Below are 19,678 nucleotides of genomic sequence, written 5' to 3'. Positions count from 1 at the left end.
TTCATTCGCCGCCGTTCTCGCGCGTCATTGTTTCGCGCGCCTTGCGTCTTTGCGGCGCGGCCTCGTCGATCGCCTGCAGTAGACGCGCCGCCTCTTCGCCGCTCGACGCCACGAGCGATCGCGCCATGGAGATCAGCGGCGCATAGGCGGGATCGAATTCCGGGCTGATACGAAGCGTCTCCAGCAATCCCGGCGCGGCGGCGTCGACGAGCGCGCGGCCGCGCGGATCGCCGGGCAGAGCGGCGCCGACCTCGAGGAAGTGGTTTCGTGCGCGCCAATAGGCGGCGAGGCGCTGCGCGAGAGCGTCGTCCTCGCGCGCGAGCTCTGCGGCGTCGGGCGTCATCTCGCGCATGACGGCGAGCAGAGTTGTCCAGGGCGGCGCCGTCAGCGCGCGAACATTGCGGCGCGCGTCGAAGGTCACGAAAGGCGCATCATCGACATTGAGCGGTCCAGAGCCGGCGAAAGCCGCGAGCGCATGCGGGCCGCCGGCGTATTGGCCGAGCAGATCGATCGGCGCGGCGAAGCCGAGCGGCCTCACGACTGCGGCCATCGCAGGCTCGTTCAGTCGCGCGGCAAGAGCGTCTATGTCGAGAGGCGCATCGTCGCTGCGTCCGACGAGCGCGAGCATGGGCGTGCGCACGCTGTAATGATTGAGCCAGGCGGAGGCGCCGGGATAGACGGCGCGAAAGCTGCGAATGATCGCGCGCAGGGACGGCAGATCGAGCTGATAGAGCGGCAGCCATTGGCAGAAGAGACCGCCGGGCGCGAGCCGCTCGCGCGTCGCCGCGAAATGCTCCACCGTGTAGAGCGCGCCGCTTCCATCCAGCGCCGGATGAAACAGATCGGCGACGATCACGTCATATTTCGCGCGATCGGCGAGAATGTAGCGGCGGGCGTCGGCGACATGCACTTTCGGCTCTAGCGAGCGCGTTTCATCGGCGAACCATGGCAGGAGCGCCACGACCTCCGGCGACAGCTCGACGCCCTGCGCCTCGACGCCGGGCGTCATGGCGCCGCCGATGAGAGTGGCTCCGGTCCCGACGCCGAGGAAGAGCGCTTTGCGCGGCTCCGGATGCAGCAGCAGCGGCAGCATGGCCTGCCGAAAGTCGGAGCGCACCGAACTGGTGCCGCCCATGCGAAAATGGCCGTTGACGTCGAGATAGCGCACGCTGGCGGCGTCGACGACGACGCTGGCGGTGACAGTCGGTCCGTCGAGCGTCGCCAGAACGCGTCCGCCTTGCGGCGCGCGGATGAAGTTGGGCGCGGCGAGGGCGAACAGCAGAGCGCCGGCGAGCATCGGCGCCGCCATGGGCGCGAGCGATGTGAGTCGGGGACGCAGCAGTAGCAGATAGCCGAGCGCGATCGGTATGGTCGCGCGCCATGCGCCGAATGTCGGTATGAGAAATTGCGCCGTCACAAAGGGCGCGAGCGCGGCGCCGAGACTGTTGACGCCGACCGCGAAACCGAGAGAGCCGCGCAAATCCTGCGCCTTCTGCGCCAAATGGCCGAATAGCGCGCCCATGGCGATGGAGGGCAAGGCGAAAAGCGCGAAGGCGGCGAGGAGCTCGCCGGCGGCGCCGAATCCGCTGGCGCTTTCGGCGGCGTGCAGCACGCTCGGCGCGAGCGCCGTCGTCGAAAGGCAGGCGGCGGCTGTGGCGGCGAGCAGCCAGCCTATGCTGGCGTCGCCGAAGCGCCGTCCGAATTTCTGCCACGCCAAGCCGCCGACGGCGGAGCCGAGAAGATAGGCGGCGAGCAGGCTGGCGAATGTGTAGACGGTGTCCTCGAGGACTTGCGCGGCGAGTCGCACGATCGTCATCTCGAAGGCGATGCCGAGAAAGCCGGTCGCGAAAAGAGCGCAGAGCAGGCGCGTGGCGGTCGCGCGCGGCATGCGGGGGGAGGGGCTCGGCTCCACCCTTCTCTGCAGCGCGACGGCGCCGATCGCGCAGGCGGCGTTCACGCAGGCGAGAACGAGCAATGTTCGTGACAGGCCGAGCTGCGGCATCAGCGCGAAGGCCGAAGCAAGCGCGCCGAGCACCGCGCCCGCCGTATTGGCGCCATAGACGCCGGCGGAGACGCGCGCATCGCCCGACAGCGCCTTGGTCATGCGCGCGAGCGCGGTCAGCGTTCCGCCCATCGCTGTCGTCGCGGGAAGCAGCAGCAAGGCCGGCAGGGCGAAGCCGAAGGCCCATAGCGCGGCGGGGGAGGGGTCGACGCCGAGCAGCGCTGGCGCTAGGTGCGCCGCCTGCTCGAGGACGAGGACGCTCGCCGCGCCCCAGAGTCCTATGGCCGCTTCCAGCAGCGCATAGGCGAGAAAGGGCGAAGGCGTGTTGCGGATGAACCCGTCGAGGAGGAAGGCGCCGAGGGCGAGGCCGGCGAAAAATCCGGCGATCACGCCGAGCACGGCCATCATCTCGGAGCCGACGACGAGGCTCGCCATGCGAGTCCAGACGATCTCATAGCCGAGACCGGCGAAGCCTGATGCGACGGTGATCGCGATCAGCGCCGTGAGCTCGATCCGCGCCCGGCGCGCCGGATCGATATAAGTCCGCATCGTCTCATCATCCGTGAAGCCGCGAAACTTCCCGCCTATCGCGGCTTCGATACGGTTTGATGACGATCAGCGTAGCGACAGCAGATGGCCGCGGGTCATGCGCTCGATCAGCAGGCTCACGAAAATCATGCCGACGCCGAACTCGAGCACATAGGCGCGGTCCAGGAACCCGGCGCCCACGCCGTCGTAGTACGCGTAGCGCATCCATTCGATCGATTGCGCGATCGGATTATAGGATTGCATCGTGCGATAGGGCTCCGGCAGATTGTCCGGCAGAAAAACGGTGCCCGAAGCGAACCAGAGCAAAATGCGGAGCAGCGAGAACATCAGCGCCCACATCGGCATGGCGAGAGCCAGCGTGCCGTTGAAGAATCCAATGCCGACGCCCAATATGATCGCGGCGGCATAGGCGAGCGCCGCCTGCTCTATGTCGCGCGGCGCCAAATTCTCGCCGAACGCCGATCCGAGGATGAGCAAGATCAGCACGACGGTGCAGGAGGAGAGGATTTCGAGCAGAATGCTGGAGATCAGCGCGTCCATCACCTTGACTTCTGGAAAGGCGAAGAGAGGTCGGCTCTGAAGGACTGACATCATCATGAAGGTGGAGAGATAGGCCTGTACTTGAAAAGGCACAGCGCCGGTCGCCACGAAAAGCAGGGTGCTCTCTCCAACGGGAGCCATGCGGGAATTGAAAACAAAGAGCAGGATGATAACCAGCGTATGCACGAGCGGCCAAGCGATCGCGACCAGATAGCCGAGGCCATGACCGAAGAAGCGCGTGCGAATATTGCGCAGCATCAAGGCGAACAGCACGAGGCGCTGGCGCCGAAACGCGTCCCGAAACTCCGATGTCGCGCTCTGCGTGGCGTACATGGGCTGCCTCCACTCGGGTTTGGCGATCTCCCGGCCGGAGCGCGCGGATCAGGGGCGAAGGATATCGCCTCGAATAGGTTTCGAATATGGCGCCCGTGCGGCGCGGAAGCGCGATCGAGCCCGGCGTTCCAGCAGATCGATTCGATATCGCAATCCTCGGGCCGCGGCAAGATTGGCCGGGCCGGCGCCGCGAAACGCGGAGCTTCTTGATCCGCCGGCGGCTTTCACCTAATAGAATTGCCGGACGTCAGCGCGTTTCGCATTGGCGGTCTCTTTGCGGAATGGGGCGTTTCGATGCGCGGAGCCGCGAGCGTCATATCGATCTGCGCCCTTACGCTCGGCGCGCCCTGCTTTGCGGCGCCGTCCGGCGTCAGCGTGGAGCCGGAGGCGCTCGCGCATTATTCCTATTGCGTCAACGAGGCGAAGGACCGCAGCTTCGTCTATGTCCTGTCGCGCCAGATCCTCTATCGCTGTCACGGCGACGTCGCCATCTCCTATTTCAACTATCTCGGCCATCGTCATGTCCTGGAGCGGCGTCTCGAGGACGAGACCGGCGTCTATCTGTTTCGAATGATCAGCGGCGTTGGACGATGCTGGACCAAGATTCTCGACGAAGCGCGTCTTCCCGTCTCGGCCTTCGGCTGCGAGATCTACGTCGATATTTGAACGTTCCGGCGCGCCGCCGCGCTGCGCTCGTCGAGACGGCCATCCGGGCGGCGACTGCGCGCGGGGAGGGGCGCGCGCTGGCGCATGTCGTCTGGATCGCGCTCGCCGCTCTCGCCTTCGCCTTTCTCGATCTCGCGCAGCTCGGATATTGGGCGGCGCCGACGCTGGTTCTATTCGCCGCGCTGGCTTTCGCCTCTGTCTTCGACGCGCGCTTCCTCATCATTCCCGATGGGCCGCTGATCGTCCTGCTGCTGCTCGGCCTCGCACTGCTGCCGTCCGATGGCGAAGAGGCGGCGCTGCGTCTCGCGGGCGCGGCGGGCGGCTATGCGACTCTGCGGGCGATCGATATGTCCTATCGGCTGCTGCGGGGGCGCGCCGGGCTCGGCCTCGCGGACGCGCATCTGCTGGGCCTCGCGGGCCTGTGGCTGGGGCCGGCGGCTCTGCCCGGCTGCCTGCTCATAGCGGTGGTCTCGGCCTTCCTCTCGGCGCTGATTGCGGCGCGTGACGGCGCGCTCGGCCATATGGCGCAGCCCATCCCCTTCGGTCCGCATCTCGCGCTCGGCTTTTGGCTCTGCTGGAGCCTCGGGCCGCTGGAGGCCGCTCAGAGCGGGTTTTGACGAATGCGCACGGTGAAGGAGGCGTCGATGCGCTTGCCGCGGCGTGTTCCCGCCAGCCGCACTGCGATGAGCTTCGGCGGCGTGTCGCGACCCACCCACTCATGGGTCCAGACGGGTGGAGCATTGGGCTCCGGCGCGCCGAAATAGGAAAGCTCGAAGGTGGCGAGGCCGCGCAGCGCGGTGGCGGAGCGCGACCGGCCGCCGCCGCCGAACCAGGCCTCCTGCCGCAGCACCCCGGAGCGCACGTCCAGATCGTCGCCGGAGGCGGAAATCTCGGTCAGCGCCAGGCCGCCCCAATCCGCGCCGCCATCGCTCGTCGTCACCAGGCGAATGCGGTTCGCGCGGCCTTCGAAGGCGACCGTCGGTCGGCCGTCCCGCCTGTCCAGCTGAACGGGAAAGGCGCGGGACAAGATCGCCTCCAGCGCGCCGGCGGCCTCCTCCACCTCCTGCACGCCTTCATAATCACGGCCGGTCTCCCAGACGCGCTTGCCGAGCCGAAAGCCGCCGGCGATGGTCCCGACGATCAGCGACATCAGCGCGATGGAGAGCAGCGCCTCGATCAGGGTGAAGCCGCGGGCGCGGCGCGGAATTCTCATCGCGCCGGCCGATTTGCGTCGATTTTGACCGTGCGCAGCGTCAGCGCGTCGCCGGGGGCGGCGTCGCCCGGTCGGCGTATGGCGAGCGCCACGGGGCAGGCGACGATCTCGCCGAGACCGCCGGGGTCGGCGGACGAGCGGCACGGGCCGACCGAAAGGCTCCAGACGAGTCCGTCCGCATAGCGCCCGGCGCTTTCGCCCATGGTGAGCGGCGCCGCGACGCCCAGCGCCTCCAGCTGCGAGCGTCCCTGACGCGCCGCGCGCAGCAGGAAATCGCCGCGGCTCTCATTGCGGGCGCCGAAGCCCACGCCCTGCAGCAGACCGCCCAGCACCAGCGCGAGGATCAGAAAGGCCGCCAGCGCCTCGATCAGCGCGAAGCCGCGCCGCGCTAATGGAAGGCGCATCGCGTCGCTCCGGTGAGCCAATTGACGTCGATCTCCGCGCGCGCGCCGGCGACGCCGATCGTCAGCCCGCCGCCCGAGGAGCCGCCATCGGGGAAAAAGGCGATGGCCCCTCGCGAGGGCTCCGTCCGTTCGCGCGCCGAAACGGCCAGCTCTATGGCGGCGTCCTCCGGCAGCGCCGTCTCGGCGACGGCGGGGGAGAAGAAGGCTTTGCGCCGCAGATCGATCGTCATCGCCTGCTCGCTCGCGGTGGCGATGGCGCGCATGCGCGTCGCGCGCAGTCCAGCGCAGAGCGCGCGCGTCGCGCTTTCGACGCGTAGACGCGGCGACGGCCGGCGCGCGAATTGGCCCGCCATTCCGGCGAGCAGCGCGACGATCAGCAGAATGGCGAGCGTCTCCAGCAAGGAGAAGCCGCGCCGGCGCCGCGCGCTGCGCGTCACAGGCGGCCTCATCGCAGAGCGAGATCATTGATGCCGAGAACGGCGTCCATCACGGTCATCACCAGCCCGCCGACGACGGCGGCGATGAAGATGGTGAGGGTCGGCGTGATGAGGCCGACGGCGCGCTCGAGGCTGCGCTGCGTCTGCCGCTCGAACATGGCCGCGAGGCGCAGCAGCATGTCGTCGAGCCGCCCCGCCTCCTCGCCGATGCGCGCCATTGTCGCCGTCGTCGGCGGCAGGCGCTCGACCCGCTCCAGCGCGGAGCTCAGCGCGCCGCCGCCGCGCACGGCCTCGATCACCTTGACCAGCTCCGCCGAGAAATAGCGATCCGACAGCACGGCGCGCGCGCTTTCTAGGCCTTGCAGCAGCGGCACGCCGGCCTTCAGCGAGGAGCCGAGCGTGTAGGCGAAGCGCGCCGTCTGCAATTTGGCGCTCAGCGGCCCGGCATAGGGCAGAGCGAGCAGCGCGCGATCGAAGCGCACGCCGAATTCCGGGCTCGCCGCCGCATATCGGCGCAGCGAGACGATGAGCGCGATGAGGAGCGCGAGCGCGCCGACGGCCCATCGCCAATGCGCCGCGACATCGATGACGAATTGCAGGCCCGCCGGCATGGGCTGGCCGCTGTCGACGAAGATCGGCGCGATATTGGGGACGAGCGCGCTCAGCACCACAGCCGTGGAGACGATGGCCAGCACGATCAGCAGAGCCGGATAGACGAGCCCGCTCTGAATGCGCGCGCGCATCTCGAGGCGGCGCTCCAATATATCGGCCATATCGCCGAGCGCCTGCGCAGCGGCGCCCATGGTCTCGCCGGCGCGCACGATGTTGATGTAATCGGGGCCGAAGAGATCGGCGCGCGTCGCCAGCGCGTCGGAGAGAGATGCGCCATCGACGACGCGCCGCAATATCTCATCCGCCAGCGCCCGCAAGGCCGGCGTCGCGCTCTGCGTCGCCAGCAGGCGCAGGCTGTGGTCGAGCGGCACATCGGCCTGCTCCAGCGTCGCGAACTCGCGCGTGAAGGAGGCGATGTCGGCGGGAGAGGGCTTGCGCGCGCCGAGTTGCAGAGACAGCAGCGAGCCCTTGGCGCCGGCGCGCGTCTCGCGCAGCGAGAGCGGCGTGAGCCCGCGTCGCCACAATGCGTCCTCGGCGTCCTCGCTGGAGCGCGCTTCTATGTCGCCCTCGATCAGATCGCCGATCGACGAATAGGCGCGATAGCGAAAATTGGACATGTCAATCGACCTGCGTCACGCGCAGCACTTCGTCGACGCTGGTCTCGCCGCGCCAGGCCTTGCCCATGCCGCATTGATACATCGTCGTCATGCCGGCTTCGCGCGCCGCCGCCGCCATCGTGGCCTCGGGCGCCGCCTCGCAGACGAGCCGTCGCATGGGCTCGGTCATGATGAGCATTTCCGCGATGGTCGAGCGGCCGGCATAGCCCGTGTGGCGGCAGGCGGGACAGCCGACCGGCTGCCTGAGCCGCTCCGGCTCGCGCGTGAAGCCTTCGCCGGCGAGGCGGCTGCGCCAGCTCGCGCGCTCCGGCAGTGGGGTGCTGCAGGATGGGCAGAGACGCCGCACCAGACGTTGCGCCATGATCGCCTTCACTGTCGAGGCGATGAGATAGGGCTCGACGCCCATGTCGATGAGGCGCGTGATCGAGCCCACCGCGCTATTGGTGTGCAGGGTCGAGAAGACGAGATGGCCGGTCAATGACGATTGTATGGCGATCTTCGCCGTCTCGGCGTCGCGTATCTCGCCGATCATGATGATATCCGGATCCTGGCGCAGCATGGCGCGCAGGCTGCTCGGAAAATCGAGGCCGATGGCCGGCTGCACCTGCACCTGATTGACGCCGGCGAGCTGATATTCGATCGGGTCCTCGACGGTGAACACCTTCACTTCCGGATTGGCCAGCTCCTTGAGCGCCGTGTACAGCGTCGTCGTCTTGCCGCTGCCGGTCGGGCCGGTGACGAGCGCGATTCCATTGGGGCTGCGCATCACCTTGCGCAGCGAGGCGATGACGCCGGGATCGAAGCCGAGAGCCTCGAAATCGAGCGCCACTTGGCTGCGGTCGAGAATGCGCAGCACGATGCTCTCGCCATGCGCGGTCGGAATGGTGGAGACGCGAAAATCGATATCGACGCCGCGCACGGCGAGCTTTATGCGCCCGTCCTGCGGCAATCGCCGCTCGGCGATATCGAGCCGCGCCATGATTTTTATGCGCGAGGTGATGGCCGCTTTGAGTCCCGGCGGCAATGTGTCGACCGTGCGCAGCGCGCCGTCGATGCGATAGCGCACCTGCACCGCGTCGAGCCCGGGCTCGATGTGAATATCCGAGGCGCGCGCCTCGATCGCGCCGCCGACGATCTGATTGACGCGCCGAATGACCGGCGCCTCATTGGCGATGTCGCGCAGGCGCTGCAGATCGAAATCGCTGGCGTCTTCCGCACGTATATCGGTCTCGACGAGCGCCGATCCCTCGGAGCGCTCGCCATAGAGGCTGGCCCAGGCTTTCTCGAACAGCGCCGGCGTCGCGATGCGCAATTCGAGCGCGAGGCCCGTGGAATAGGCGAGCGCCTCCATCGGGCCGTTCTCCAGCGGATCGGTGACGGCGAGCGTCAGCCGCTCATGCGTCGCGGCGAGCGGGAGAATGCCATTGGCGCGAATGAATTTCTTGGGGATTTTCGTCTCGAGCACCGGCTCGCCGGGCGTTTCCTCCGCCGACATAACGGGAATGCGCAGAAATCTGCCGAGATGAATGCAGAGATCATTCTCGGACACGAGTCCGAGCTTGGTCAGCACATGGTCGAAACGCTCGCCGCTCTGCCGCGCGGCGCGCTGCGAGCGTTGCAGCGCCAGCTCGTCGACGACCTTCTCGCTCAGCAGATAGGCGCCGAATTCCTCCAGCAGCGCGCCGCTCTGCGCGTTCGGCCGCGGCGACGTCGCTTGCGAAGACGTTCCTTGCGAATATGCGCCGTCCATCATCGCGACCACTCGTTGGAAAAGCTCGGAGTATCCCCGCCGCCCTCTGCTGTCGAGGCTCTGGCGCTATGCGGGATCGGATGGTAGCCTCGCAGCGTTCCAGGCGCAATCGCGCCGAGCAGCGAACGAGCGAGCGTCAATGTCGTCGGCGTCGGTGGAGTCGAGGCGCCGCCCCCTCGGAAGGGGCCGGCGCGCGTCTCATATTTTGTTATTTTTCGCGGCGATCGCGTCCGTTTGTCTCGTCGCGCCGCGCGCTGTGGCGGGAACGTCATATTTATTCGCTACGGCGGAGGCCTGCATCGCTTCCGGGCGATTCTCGCGACAGGGGTGCGCGCATGCATTCGGCAATTCGCTGATCGAATTGCGCGAGCGTATGGCGCGTTTCTCGACGCGGTGGAAATGCGAAGCGAAGTATCGTCTATGCGAGAAAGACGCCGGCGCCGAGGAGGCCTATCGGCCGACATTGCTCGGAGTCGAGATCGTGACCGGCGGCGAGCCGAAGGTCACGCCGATCCTCGCCGTCGAGACGCCGCCGCGCACATTCACGGCGCAGCCGATCTCCCGTGCGATCGAGCCCATGCCGCATTTCGCCGTAGGTTTCACGCCCATTCTGCCAGCCGGACGCTTTCATGCGAAAGCGAAGGGCGCGGCGGAGGAGGCCTCGCAGAACATCGACGAAGAGGTGGTCGATATCGACGCGCCGCCGCCGCGCGACGATGTCGGCCCGGCGCGGCGCGAATCTTCCGCGGCGCGTCGCCAACGCCTGCGCGCGGCGCCTTTCATCGACTGACTTTGTCGTCCGGCGAGCGGAGCGTCGCTGGGATTGGCGACTAGAGCGCGACTGTGCTAAGACCGCGGCGTATATCATTCTGCACTTGAAAATGAACTGTTTGGGGAGACGCCATGAAAATCGCCAAGAAGAAAATCGCCGAGAAACTGATGCTCGCCGGAGCTTTTATTGCGCTGTCGTCGGCGACGGCTTCGGCCCATGGCCGACAGAATTCTTGCTCGAACCTGCCGAGCTGGTCCCAATTGCGTTCGGCGCTGATCGGAGCGCGCGGCGTGGCCGGCAACAACGGCCTCGGCTTGCACATGTGGGCGACGATCGTCGCCAATGACGGAACCGTCTGCGCCGTCGCCTTCACCGGCTCCGACTACCGCAGCCAATGGCTCGCGAGCCGCGTCATCTCGGCGCAGAAAGCCAATGCAGCCAACGGCCTCAGCCTGAGCAAGGGCGTCACGCCGAGCGGCAGCGCCGTGGGAACGAACGGTCTCGCACTGTCGACCGCCAACCTCTATTCGGCGGTTCAGCCGGGCGGCAGCCTGTTCGGCCTGCAGTTCAGCAATCCAGTCGATCCAGACGCCGCTTATGAGCAGAGGAACGGCCGACCGGCAGATGCTGCGACCTTCGGCCAGCCGAACGATCCGATGGTCGGCGATGCGATCGGCGGCGTCAACGTCTTCGGCGGCGGCCTCGCTCTCTACGGGCCGAATGGCGTCAAGATCGGCGGCATCGGCGTGAGCGGCGACACGTCTTGCACCGATCACATGGTCGCCTGGCGAGCGCGCCACAGCCTCAATCTGGATTATTTGTCGGGCGTCGGCGGCGTGAACGCCACGGACGCGACGCGGCCCGACAACATCATCTTCGACATTTCGGGCGGCGCCAGCGCCAGTGGCTGGGGGCATCCCAATTGCGCCGGCGTGGGCAATGGAACGCCGGTTCTGAGCACGCTGCCCGCGGTTCAATGAACGCCGGCTGACGAAATTCGACGGGGAGCGCGACGCCGCTCCCCGTTCCTTATAGATGAGTTCATGCGCGTCGGAGCCTCGATGTCGTCGTCGTCCATCTGGCGTAGAGAACTCTTCGAAGGCTCGCTCGCGAGTTCCGCCAGCCGCGCGTGGAATTGGTATCGCGCCGAGTTCTTCGCGCTCTTCTCTCCAGGGACGCTCGCATGGCTGCTCGATCGCGGCGAGCGGCGCCTGCTGTTGCGCGCCGGGCGCGGGCGCGAGCCGCTGCAATTGCTCTCCGCGGATGGACAGGCGCTCGCCGAGCCCGTTTCGGCGGATGAGCTGTCGGGCTCCTCGATCGACGAAGCGCTGGAGCGTCGCGGCGCGACGCGTGCGGCGACGAAGATCGTTGTGGAAATTCCGCGCGAGGCGTTTTTCGTTCGGCGCTTCGACGCGCCGCTCGCCGCGCAGTCCGATCTGCCGCGTCTTCTCGCGGCGGAAGTGGAGCGCAAGACACCCTTCGCCCTCGCCGATATTCTGCACGGCCATATCGCCCAACCGCATCCGCAAACGCCCGGCAAGCTCGTCGTCGAGCAATGGATTTTACGCCGCGATCTGCTGCCGGCTCTTCTCGACGGCTCCGGCCTTTCCATCGACGATCTCGACATTGTGCAGCCGGCGCTCGATGGCGCCGCTCTCGTTCCGACGCTCGCCGTCGGCCGCGCGGTGGAGGCGCCGCATCGGGAGCGCGCCGCGGCGCTGATCCTCGCTCTCGTCGCGATCGTTTTTCTTCTCGTCGGCGTCGGCGTCACGCTCTGGCGGCAGGACGTCGACGCCGCGGCGCTCGATGTCGAGATCGCCGAAGTGTCGCGCCGCGCCGCAGATGCGCGCAAGCTCGCCGAGCAGGCCGCCTCCGAGAGCCGCCTTCTCGCCACGCTCCGCGGGGAGCGCGCGAAATATCCGGCCTTCGCCGATCTCTGGGAGGAAGTCTCGCGCCTTCTGCCGGACGGCGCCTTCGTTTCCGATATGCGTCTCGTCGAGGCGCGCGAGGGCGAGCGCTCCATCGAGATCGTCGGCCTCGCCGATTCCGCCGCCAGCCTTCCCGCGCTGTTCGATCGCTCGGCGTTGTTCGCGGACGCCAAGCTGACGGCGCCGATCACGCCCGATCCGATCGAGAAGCGCGAGACATTCTCGCTGCAGGCCAAAGTGAGACGCAATCCATGAGCCGGTCACGCCGATGGCGCTGAGCCCGACATCTCTCTCGCATCCGCAATGGTCGCGGCGCGCGTTGTTCTTCGGCGCCAATGCGCTGGCGGCGCTGCTGATCTATTTCATCGTCGTCGAGCCGCTGCGCGCCTTGCTCGCCGAGCGCGCCGAGGGAATCGTCGATCGGCGCGCCACGCTCGCGCGCTATGCGGCCGTCGCCACGCAGGAGAAGGCGGTGCGGCTCTATGCGCAGCAGGTGGCGGAGAGCAATGCGCAGGGTGAATTGCTCTCCGGCGCGACGGAAGGCGTCGTCGACGCCAATCTGCAAGCGCTGCTGAAGGCCGCGGCGGATCGGTCCGGCGCCACGGTGAACTCTATTCGCATGCTGCCCGCCAAGACGGTGAATGGCGCGTCGCTGGTCGGCGCGCGGCTCGATGTGAGCGGCTCGATCGAATCGCTGCATGCGCTGCTCCGCTCGCTCGAGAATGAGACGCCGCTGCTGCTGGTGCTGACGGCGTCGCTGCGTCGTCAAATGCCGATCTGGGGCGCGCAATCCGCCAATGACGGCATGCTCGCCGCGCAATTCGACGTCTTCGGCGGCGCCTCGCCGAAGGAGCGCTCATGACGCGCGCGCTCGCCGCGCGCATTCGCACGCTCATGCGTGAGCTGCGTTTGTCGCCGCTCGCCGCGATGCTGCTCGCGTCGTTGGCGGCGTTGGACGTCGCCGCTCTCGCTTTCGCGCTTTTCGCATGGATCGGCCTGGACGAATCGGCGCCGCCGGCGACATCGGATTGGCGCCCGCCCAGCGTGCTCTCGTCCGCCTCCGGGCCGGCGCCGCTCGCGCGCGAGGACGCGCAGACATTGTCGCGCCCGATCTTCTGGAAATCGCGGCGTCCGCGCCCGGCGGTCGCCAAATCCGATCGTGACGGCTTTGCCGGAATTCCCACCGCGCCCGCCGGCCTCGCGGTCTCGGCGATCGTGCGCTCCGGCGCGTCTGTGCGCGCTTTCGTCGTGTCCAGCGACGATCCCGAAGGCCGCTGGCTCATCCCCGGCGAAACCGTGCAGGGCTGGACGGTCGCCGAGGTCGGCGAGCTGGAATTGAAGCTCGTCAATGGCGTGCAATCGGCGCGCCTGCAACTTTATCCAGAGCAATCGCAATGATTCTCCGTCACTTTGCGCGAGGAGGCGTGTGGCGTGTGACCGACAATCATGTTACGTGGCGTGAGCTTATCTATTCGGTAGCGTCCCAGAGGCGAATGTGCGTCTGCCTTTATTCCATTCGAGCCTGATCGCCCTCGTCGCAGTCTCTGGTTGTCAGAGTGCGAGCGACCCTCCCATCGCCGAATGGAGCCGAGAATCGCTCGACGTCGCCGCCGCTTCCAAGGGCGGGACGAAAAGCGGCGTCCCCGCCGCGCGCGGACGCCTTCCCGCGGAGGCGATCGTCGGCAGCGGGCGTTTCGTCGGCGAGAGCGTGGCGCGCCGCAAGGACGACGCCCGCGACGAGAAGGAAGGCGTCAGCCTCAATCTCGCCAATCTGCCCATTGCGCAAGCGGCGAAAGTGGTGCTGGGCGATATCGTCGGCGTCGATTATGTCGTCGATCCGCGCATCGACGGCAGAGTGACCGTGCATACGGCGCGGCCCGTCAAGAAATCCGTCGCGATCGACTTGTTCCAATCGGCCTTGCGCGTCTCCGGCGCCGCCATTGTCGAGAATGACGGCATCTACAAAATCGTGCCGCTGGATCAGGCGGCGGCCGGCTCCACGCTCTCCGTCGCGCCGCAGCCGCTCGAGTCGGAGCGTCTCGGCAGCGGCGCGCGCATCGTGCGTTTGCGCTATGTCTCGGCGTCGGAGCTCAAGCGCGTGCTGGAGCCGATCACGCGCCAGGGCGCCGTCGTGCGCGCCGACGATCAGCGTCGCACGCTGACCTTGACAGGCAGCGCGCAAGAGATCGCGGCGATGGAGGACGCCATCGCGCTCTTCGACGTCGACACGATGCGCGGCATGTCCTTCGCCGTCGTGCCGGTGACGAGCGCCGATCCAGACGCGCTCGCCGAGAATTTGCGCAAGGTTTTCGGCTCCGAGCGCGAAGGGCCGATGAACGGCATGATCCAGTTCATCGGCAACAAGCATTTGTCGGCCATATTGGCGATCACGCCGCAGCCCGGCTATCTCGCGCGGGCGCGCGCCTGGATCGAGCGTCTCGACGCGCGGGCGGAAGGCGTTCAGAAGCAGTTCTTCAGCTATCGCGTGCAGAATCGCCCGGCCAAGGAGATGGTGCAGGTCGTCGCGTCTATGTTCGGGCGCGACGCCGGCGTCTCCAAGAGCAATGAGGTCTCGCCGCGTTTCGGCTCCTCGGCGCTCTCCACCTCCTCGAGCGGCATGTCGTCGGGCGCGGGCGGCGGCGGCTTCGGCTCTTCGAGCCTCGGAACCTCTGGCGGTCTCGGCTCTTCTGGCGGTCTCGGCTCGTCGAACGGCTCCTCCTCGGGACAGCTCGGCTCGATCGCGCCATTGAATTCGGGCGGCTCGGGCGGCGGCTCTGCCTTCGGCGGCGGCGCGGCGAATAGCGCCGCCAATTCCAATAGCGCGCAGGATCAGTCGTCATCGACGGCTTCCGCGCTCGGCGAGGACAGCCGTTTCAAGATCGCCGTGGACGAGGCCAAGAACGCCATTGTGGTGATGGCGACTCCGGAGGACTACAAGCGTCTGCTGCGCGTCATCGAGAAGCTCGACGTGCTGCCCAATCAGGTGTTCATCGAGGCGACGATCGCAGAAGTTTCGCTCAACGACGATCTGCATTTCGGCGTGCGCTGGTTCTTGCAGAAGAAGTCGTCGCTCTCCGGCTTTTCCAACGGCGACGCCGGCACGCCGGCGGCCAATGACACGCTCGGCAATAATCTGCTCGGCACTGCGGTCGGCGCGGCGTCGCCCGGCTTCGCCTACGCATTGCGCGCGACCAATGCGCAAGTCACGCTCAACGCGCTCAATCAGATCACCAATGTCAACATCGTCTCGACGCCCTCGCTCACCGTGCTCGACAATCGTCAGGCGGTTCTGCAGGTCGGCGATCAGGTGCCGGTGACGACGCTCTCCGGCGCGACAGCGCAAGGCGGCATCACCACATTCAATTCGGTGAATTATCGTGACACCGGCGTCATTCTCGCCATCACGCCGCATATCAACGAGAGCGGCCGCGTGATGCTGGAGCTCGAGCAGGAGGTTTCCAATGTCGCCTCCGGCGCGAGCTCGACGACGACGACGCCGACGATTCAGCAGCGCCGCGTGAAGACGCAGGTCGTCGTCAATGACGCCGAATCGCTGATGCTCGGCGGCCTCATTCAGGATTCGCGCACACGCGGCTCGTCGCAGGTGCCCCTGCTCGGCGACGTGCCTTTGATCGGCAACGCCTTCAAGGACAAGACCGATTCCTCGGGCAAGACCGAGCTGCTCATCATGATAACGCCGCATGTGGTGCGCACGCTCGGCGAGGCGCGCGACATTACCGACGAATATAAGCGCAAGCTGCTGAATATATCGACGCGCGCGAAGGTGCGTCCGCACAATATCGAAGGCGCGGCGCGGCGCATTCTGCTGGACGAGTAGAAATGAATTTCGTCAGCAGGGCGCCGCTGCGCCGCCGGCGCCGAGCAGGTTCTGATTGCGCGCCGGCGCGCGGCGCGTCTCCAGCACGGTGAAGGGGAGACGCTCGTTCGGCCGCAGCGTCACGACCATTTCCACGACGCCGATCGCGCCATTGAGCAGAGAGGCCTCCGCGTGAATCGAATAGGTTCCGCCGCTAAAGACGCCGTTCTGGCGATATTCCTGCGGAAAGCGCGGATCGCGGCGATCGAGGCCATTGGGAAAAGGCTTGGCGGAAAAAGCGAGAACATCCGCCGCCGAATAGCGCGCCAGCGCCGCGAACAAGGCCGGCGGCGCCGTGCGCGCATCGACTCCGACGCTATGCGAATGAATGGTGACGACCGGCAGCAGCGCGCGCAGCAGCTGCGGCTCCATGCCCTCGACCTGATCCAGCTCGAGCGCGGTTTGGAAGGGCGCATGCTTTGGCGCGAATGGCCGCTCGGAGGAGGGCGGCGGCGCTGCGAGCCGCGCGAATTCGGAAGTTTGCGCCTCGCGAAAAGCGATGATCGCGCGGGACAAGGCGTCGGGGTCGGCCGCGCCGAATCCGCGCAGCGCCGCTTCGAGAAGCTGGGGAGATGCGGCGTTGAGATCGAGCTTGCCGCTCTCGTCCTCGATCGAGATTGCGACAGCGGCGCCGGCGAGCGAGCAGAGGCGCGGCGCGCCATCGTGAACGGGTGGCTCGGCCTGCTGCGCATTGGATGGCCGCTGCTCGGCGATCAATCCGAAAATCGCGAGATTGACGGCGCCTTCGGCGATGAGCCGCGTCTTGATCGATGCGGAATTATCGACGGCGCTGCGCAGGCGCAAGCGCGCCGTCGCCATGAAGGAGGTCATCAGCAGAATTATGACCCCGAGGCCGAAGATCACGATGAGAAGCGCGAAGCCTTTTCTCTCGGCGATCTTTCGGCCATGCATCATGCGAGCGACGAATATGGTCAGCGCGCCGCCGTGTCGCGGCTGCGCGTGAGCGATCCGGGGCCGCCCTCGCGGCCGTCGGGGCCGAGCGAGCCTATGTCATAAGGCCCGTTCTGTCCGGGAGCGCGATAGAGATAATCATGTCCCCAAGGATCCTTCGGCACATTGGCGGATTTCAGATAGGGGCCGTTCCACACAGAGGCGCCGGCGGGCCGCCGCGCGAGCGCGGAGAGGCCTTCTTCCGTCGCGGGATAGCGGCCGACGTCGAGATAGAAAAGATCGAGCGCGCTCGAAATATTCTCCATCTGAATCTGCGCGGTCTTCACCTTCGACTCGGAGAGATAGTTCAGCACGCGCGGGCCGACGAGGCCGACGATCGAGCCGATGATCGCGAGCACGACCAGCATCTCGACGAGCGTGTAGCCGGCGCGCGCGGAGCGAAGCGCGCGGCGTTTCGAAAGGGTCGAGGCTTTGAGCGGAAGAATGGCGCGCATCGGACTCGTAGGGCTGGGCGTTTCACACGCGGAAAAAAGCGTCGCGAGACTAGGCAGAGCGGGCCGACGAGTCCAGCCGCGCGACGGCTTTCTCGGCAAAGGAATTCGCGCCTTTCGTCATCGTCGCGACATGCGAGCATGTCTTGGCGGGCGATGCGCGTTCGCGCCGCGGCTTGACACTCCTTCGTCCGTGGCGATCAACTCCGCTCATGCGCAGACGAATCGCACGACGGCCCTCGGCCGCGAGGCCGTATCCATGAAAGTCGTCGGCCTCTTCGCCGGCATAGGCGGGCTCGAGCTCGGGCTCGCTCGCGCCGGACATGATTGTCTCATGTTCTCCGAAAACTGGCCGCTGGCCGCAAAGGTGCTGGCGACGCATTTTCCGCAGACGCCCAATGTGGGCGATGTCGCTGCGCTGCGCGCGCTGCCGGGCGAGACGGAACTGGTCACGGCCGGCTTTCCTTGCCAGGATTTGAGCCAGGCCGGCCGCACGCAGGGCATTGGCGGGCGCAAATCCTCTCTGGTCGAGCATGTGTTCCGCCTGCTCGACGAGACGCGCTCGCCGCATGCGTTGCTCGAGAATGTCTCCTTCATGCTGAGCCTCGATCGCGGACGCGCCATGGCGCGGCTCGTCTCGGCTTTCGAGGAGCGCGGCTATCTCTGGGCCTATCGCGTCGTCAACACTCTGGCCTTTCTGCCGCAGCGGCGCGAGCGCGTGCTGTTTCTGGCCTCGCGCCTCGCCGATCCGGCCAATATTCTGCTCGTGGACGAGGCGACGCCGCGCCCGCGCGCCACGGCGCTGGCGACGCACGCCCATGGCTTTTATTGGACGGAGGGCGTGCGCGGCCTCGGCTGGGGGCAAGATTGCGTGCCGACATTGAAGAACGGCTCGACGCTCGGCATCGCCTCGCCGCCGGCGATTCTGCTGCCTTCAGGAGAGGTGGTGACGCCCGATATTCGTGACGCCGAGCGGCTGCAGGGTTTTCCTGCGGACTGGACCGCGCCGGCCGAGGCGCTGGGCCGTCCCGGCTGGCGCTGGTCGCTGGTCGGCAATGCGGTGAGCGCGCCGGTGGCCGAATGGGTCGGCGGCCGGCTCGAGGCGCCGGGGCGCTATGATCCGGCCCGCGACGGCCCGGTTCTGGAGGAGGGCGCCCGCTGGCCCCGCGCCGCGCGCTATGACGGCGAGCGGCGCCTCGGCGTCGAGATTTCGGCCTTTCCCGTCTGGCGCGAGCGCGAGCCGCTGCATGTTTTTCTGCAGCATAAGGGCAAGCCGCTGTCCGAGCGCGCGAGCGCTGGGTTTCTCGCCCGCACCATGCGGGCGAAGCTGCGATTCGAGCCCGGATTTCGGGAGGCGGTGGCCGCTCATCTCGAGGCGATGCGCGCCGGCCCCGGCCTCGCCGCCGCCCAATGAGGACGCCGCCGGCCAGCGATCCGGCGCGCGCAGCGCTGATGAAGCGGGTGCGGCAGTCCCGCACCGGGGCGGAGGAGGCGGTCGCCGCGGCGCTGCGGCTTGCCGGGCTCCATTACCGGCGCAACGCCAAGGGCCTGCCCGGCGCGCCGGATTTCGTCAATCGCAGCCGGCGCTGGGCGCTCTTCGTCAATGGCTGCTACTGGCACCACCATAAGAATTGCCGCCGCGGCACGATCCCCAAACAGAACAACGCCTTCTGGCTGGAGAAATTCGCCGCCAATCGCGCTCGCGACGCCCGCAAGGCCAAGGCTCTGAGGGCGCTCGGGTTTCGCGTCGCGATCCTGTGGGAGTGCGAGGCGCTGGACCCGCCCCGCCTGACGGCGCGCGTTTCCCGGCTCGCCGGGCTGTGGGGGCTGGGACAATTGGACGGGCCGCAGTAGAGGGTGGTTCACGCCGATCGCCCACGCTTCTGGCCATGCGCCCGTCGAATTGCTACAAGCCGCGCAGGGAGCGGTCTATATTCCGTTCCAGCCCCTCGAGATTCACCGCGAGCCAGTCGAGCCATGCGCAGCGCCAAATACGAGCGCGACACGAAAGAGACCCGTATCGCCGTCGCCGTCGATCTCGACGGCGAGGGCACATCCGACATTTCGACCGGGATCGGCTTTTTCGACCATATGCTCGACCAGATCGCGCGCCACGCGCCGCTCGACCTCACCGTCGCGGCCAAGGGCGATCTGCACATAGACGGCCATCATACGGTCGAGGATGTGGGCATTGCGCTCGGCAAGGCGGTGGATCAGGCGCTCGGCGACCGCAAGGGCATCGCCCGCTATGGCGACGCCCATGTGCCACTGGACGAGGCGCTCTCCCGCGTCGTGGTGGACGTCTCCGGCCGGCCCTTCCTCGTCTTCGACGTCGCCTTTCCGGCGGCCAAGATCGGCGATTTCGACACCGAGCTGGTGCGCGAGTTCTTCCAGGCTTTCGCCACCAATGCGCGCATCGGCCTGCATGTGGAGGCGCTGCGCGGCGTCAATTCGCATCATATCGCGGAGTGCTGCTTCAAGGGCTTCGCCCGCGCCTTGGGCAAGGCGACGGCGCCCGATCCACGCCGCGGCGGCGTGGTGCCCTCCACCAAAGGCACGCTCACCGGCTGAAAGG

Annotated in this window: 21 protein-coding genes; 11 read left to right on the top strand and 10 right to left on the bottom strand. The window is 67.2% G+C overall.

The features are described from left to right. Position 1: 1 nt before the first annotated feature. Both A1351_RS16775 and A1351_RS16770 read right to left on the bottom strand, forming a co-directional pair. Complete coding sequence (locus A1351_RS16775; RefSeq protein ID WP_024880733.1) at positions 2–2,551, bottom strand: spermidine synthase; 2,550 nt, start codon at positions 2,549–2,551, stop codon at positions 2–4. A gap of 66 nt (positions 2,552–2,617) precedes the next feature. Then, complete coding sequence (locus A1351_RS16770) at positions 2,618–3,424, bottom strand: ABC transporter permease (RefSeq protein ID WP_024880732.1); 807 nt, start codon at positions 3,422–3,424, stop codon at positions 2,618–2,620. Positions 3,425–3,718: 294 nt separating this feature from the next. Between A1351_RS16770 and A1351_RS16765 the strand changes: the two genes are divergently transcribed. Next, positions 3,719–4,090, top strand: coding sequence for a hypothetical protein (locus tag A1351_RS16765; protein WP_024880731.1), 372 nt, complete (start codon positions 3,719–3,721; stop codon positions 4,088–4,090). After that, complete coding sequence (locus A1351_RS16760; RefSeq protein WP_024880730.1) at positions 4,087–4,707, top strand: prepilin peptidase; 621 nt, start codon at positions 4,087–4,089, stop codon at positions 4,705–4,707. The genes A1351_RS16765 and A1351_RS16760 overlap by 4 nt, the downstream gene beginning before the upstream one ends. On the opposite strand, the gene A1351_RS16755 is transcribed toward A1351_RS16760, so the two are convergent. From A1351_RS16755 to A1351_RS16735, 5 genes are read right to left on the bottom strand one after another with little or no spacing between them, the layout of a single operon-like run. Then, on the bottom strand, positions 4,692–5,303 hold the full coding sequence (locus A1351_RS16755) for a type II secretion system protein J (protein ID WP_024880729.1): 612 nt from the start codon (positions 5,301–5,303) through the stop codon (positions 4,692–4,694). The genes A1351_RS16760 and A1351_RS16755 overlap by 16 nt on opposite strands. Then, complete coding sequence (locus tag A1351_RS16750) at positions 5,300–5,707, bottom strand: hypothetical protein (RefSeq protein WP_026599134.1); 408 nt, start codon at positions 5,705–5,707, stop codon at positions 5,300–5,302. The genes A1351_RS16755 and A1351_RS16750 overlap by 4 nt, the downstream gene beginning before the upstream one ends. Further along, positions 5,692–6,144, bottom strand: coding sequence for a prepilin-type N-terminal cleavage/methylation domain-containing protein (locus tag A1351_RS16745; RefSeq protein WP_245291675.1), 453 nt, complete (start codon positions 6,142–6,144; stop codon positions 5,692–5,694). The genes A1351_RS16750 and A1351_RS16745 overlap by 16 nt, the downstream gene beginning before the upstream one ends. Before the next feature lie 8 nt (positions 6,145–6,152). Beyond that, on the bottom strand, positions 6,153–7,373 hold the full coding sequence (locus A1351_RS16740) for a type II secretion system F family protein (protein ID WP_064033531.1): 1,221 nt from the start codon (positions 7,371–7,373) through the stop codon (positions 6,153–6,155). A gap of 1 nt (position 7,374) precedes the next feature. After that, positions 7,375–9,126, bottom strand: a complete 1,752-nt coding sequence (locus tag A1351_RS16735) for a GspE/PulE family protein (RefSeq protein WP_083967383.1) — start codon at positions 9,124–9,126, stop codon at positions 7,375–7,377. Between the two features lie 370 nt (positions 9,127–9,496). On the opposite strand from A1351_RS16735, the gene A1351_RS16730 reads away from it, so the two are divergent. The 6 genes from A1351_RS16730 to gspD all read left to right on the top strand — a co-directional run bounded on the left by A1351_RS16730 (position 9,497) and on the right by gspD (position 15,661). Beyond that, a complete protein-coding gene (locus A1351_RS16730) occupies positions 9,497–9,913 on the top strand; it encodes a hypothetical protein (RefSeq protein WP_157096354.1) in 417 nt (138 codons plus the stop codon). Between the two features lie 113 nt (positions 9,914–10,026). Next, entirely contained in the window at positions 10,027–10,875 is an 849-nt protein-coding gene (locus A1351_RS16725) for a heme-binding protein (RefSeq protein WP_245291674.1), read from the top strand. 81 nt (positions 10,876–10,956) lie between these two features. Next, positions 10,957–12,078 (top strand): PilN domain-containing protein, encoded by a 1,122-nt coding sequence (locus A1351_RS16720; protein ID WP_064033546.1) that lies wholly within the window; start codon positions 10,957–10,959, stop codon positions 12,076–12,078. 13 nt (positions 12,079–12,091) lie between these two features. Continuing rightward, on the top strand, positions 12,092–12,685 hold the full coding sequence (gspM, locus tag A1351_RS16715) for a type II secretion system protein GspM (RefSeq protein ID WP_026599128.1): 594 nt from the start codon (positions 12,092–12,094) through the stop codon (positions 12,683–12,685). After that, entirely contained in the window at positions 12,682–13,221 is a 540-nt protein-coding gene (locus A1351_RS16710; RefSeq protein WP_064033528.1) for a hypothetical protein, read from the top strand. Before gspM ends, A1351_RS16710 begins: the two co-directional genes overlap by 4 nt. Before the next feature lie 97 nt (positions 13,222–13,318). Continuing rightward, on the top strand, positions 13,319–15,661 hold the full coding sequence (gene gspD, locus A1351_RS16705; RefSeq protein ID WP_064033527.1) for a type II secretion system secretin GspD: 2,343 nt from the start codon (positions 13,319–13,321) through the stop codon (positions 15,659–15,661). A gap of 12 nt (positions 15,662–15,673) precedes the next feature. On the opposite strand, the gene A1351_RS16700 is transcribed toward gspD, so the two are convergent. The 3 genes from A1351_RS16700 to A1351_RS25465 are packed head-to-tail and all read right to left on the bottom strand — an operon-like array spanning position 15,674 to position 17,428. Further along, positions 15,674–16,615 (bottom strand): type II secretion system protein GspK, encoded by a 942-nt coding sequence (locus A1351_RS16700; protein ID WP_064033526.1) that lies wholly within the window; start codon positions 16,613–16,615, stop codon positions 15,674–15,676. A 17-nt stretch (positions 16,616–16,632) separates the two neighbouring features. Further along, positions 16,633–17,106, bottom strand: a complete 474-nt coding sequence (gene gspG / locus A1351_RS16695) for a type II secretion system major pseudopilin GspG (protein WP_024880717.1) — start codon at positions 17,104–17,106, stop codon at positions 16,633–16,635. Positions 17,107–17,155: 49 nt separating this feature from the next. Then, positions 17,156–17,428, bottom strand: a complete 273-nt coding sequence (locus A1351_RS25465; RefSeq protein WP_198022804.1) for a hypothetical protein — start codon at positions 17,426–17,428, stop codon at positions 17,156–17,158. Between A1351_RS25465 and A1351_RS16690 the strand changes: the two genes are divergently transcribed. From A1351_RS16690 to hisB, 3 genes are all read left to right on the top strand, one after another. Further along, complete coding sequence (locus A1351_RS16690) at positions 17,363–18,517, top strand: DNA cytosine methyltransferase (protein WP_026599124.1); 1,155 nt, start codon at positions 17,363–17,365, stop codon at positions 18,515–18,517. The genes A1351_RS25465 and A1351_RS16690 overlap by 66 nt on opposite strands. Beyond that, positions 18,514–18,957, top strand: a complete 444-nt coding sequence (locus A1351_RS16685) for a very short patch repair endonuclease (RefSeq protein ID WP_024880715.1) — start codon at positions 18,514–18,516, stop codon at positions 18,955–18,957. Before A1351_RS16690 ends, A1351_RS16685 begins: the two co-directional genes overlap by 4 nt. Before the next feature lie 123 nt (positions 18,958–19,080). Then, the gene (hisB, locus tag A1351_RS16680; protein WP_064033525.1) at positions 19,081–19,674 is read left to right on the top strand and encodes an imidazoleglycerol-phosphate dehydratase HisB; all 594 of its coding nucleotides are present in this window, start codon (positions 19,081–19,083) and stop codon (positions 19,672–19,674) included. Positions 19,675–19,678 lie beyond the last annotated feature (4 nt).

This window comes from Methylosinus sp. R-45379, assembly GCF_001644125.1.
In the GTDB taxonomy this organism is placed as follows: domain Bacteria; phylum Pseudomonadota; class Alphaproteobacteria; order Rhizobiales; family Beijerinckiaceae; genus Methylosinus.
Note: the sequence above shows the minus strand (reverse complement) of the source record. Positions and strands in the feature narration are given on the sequence as shown.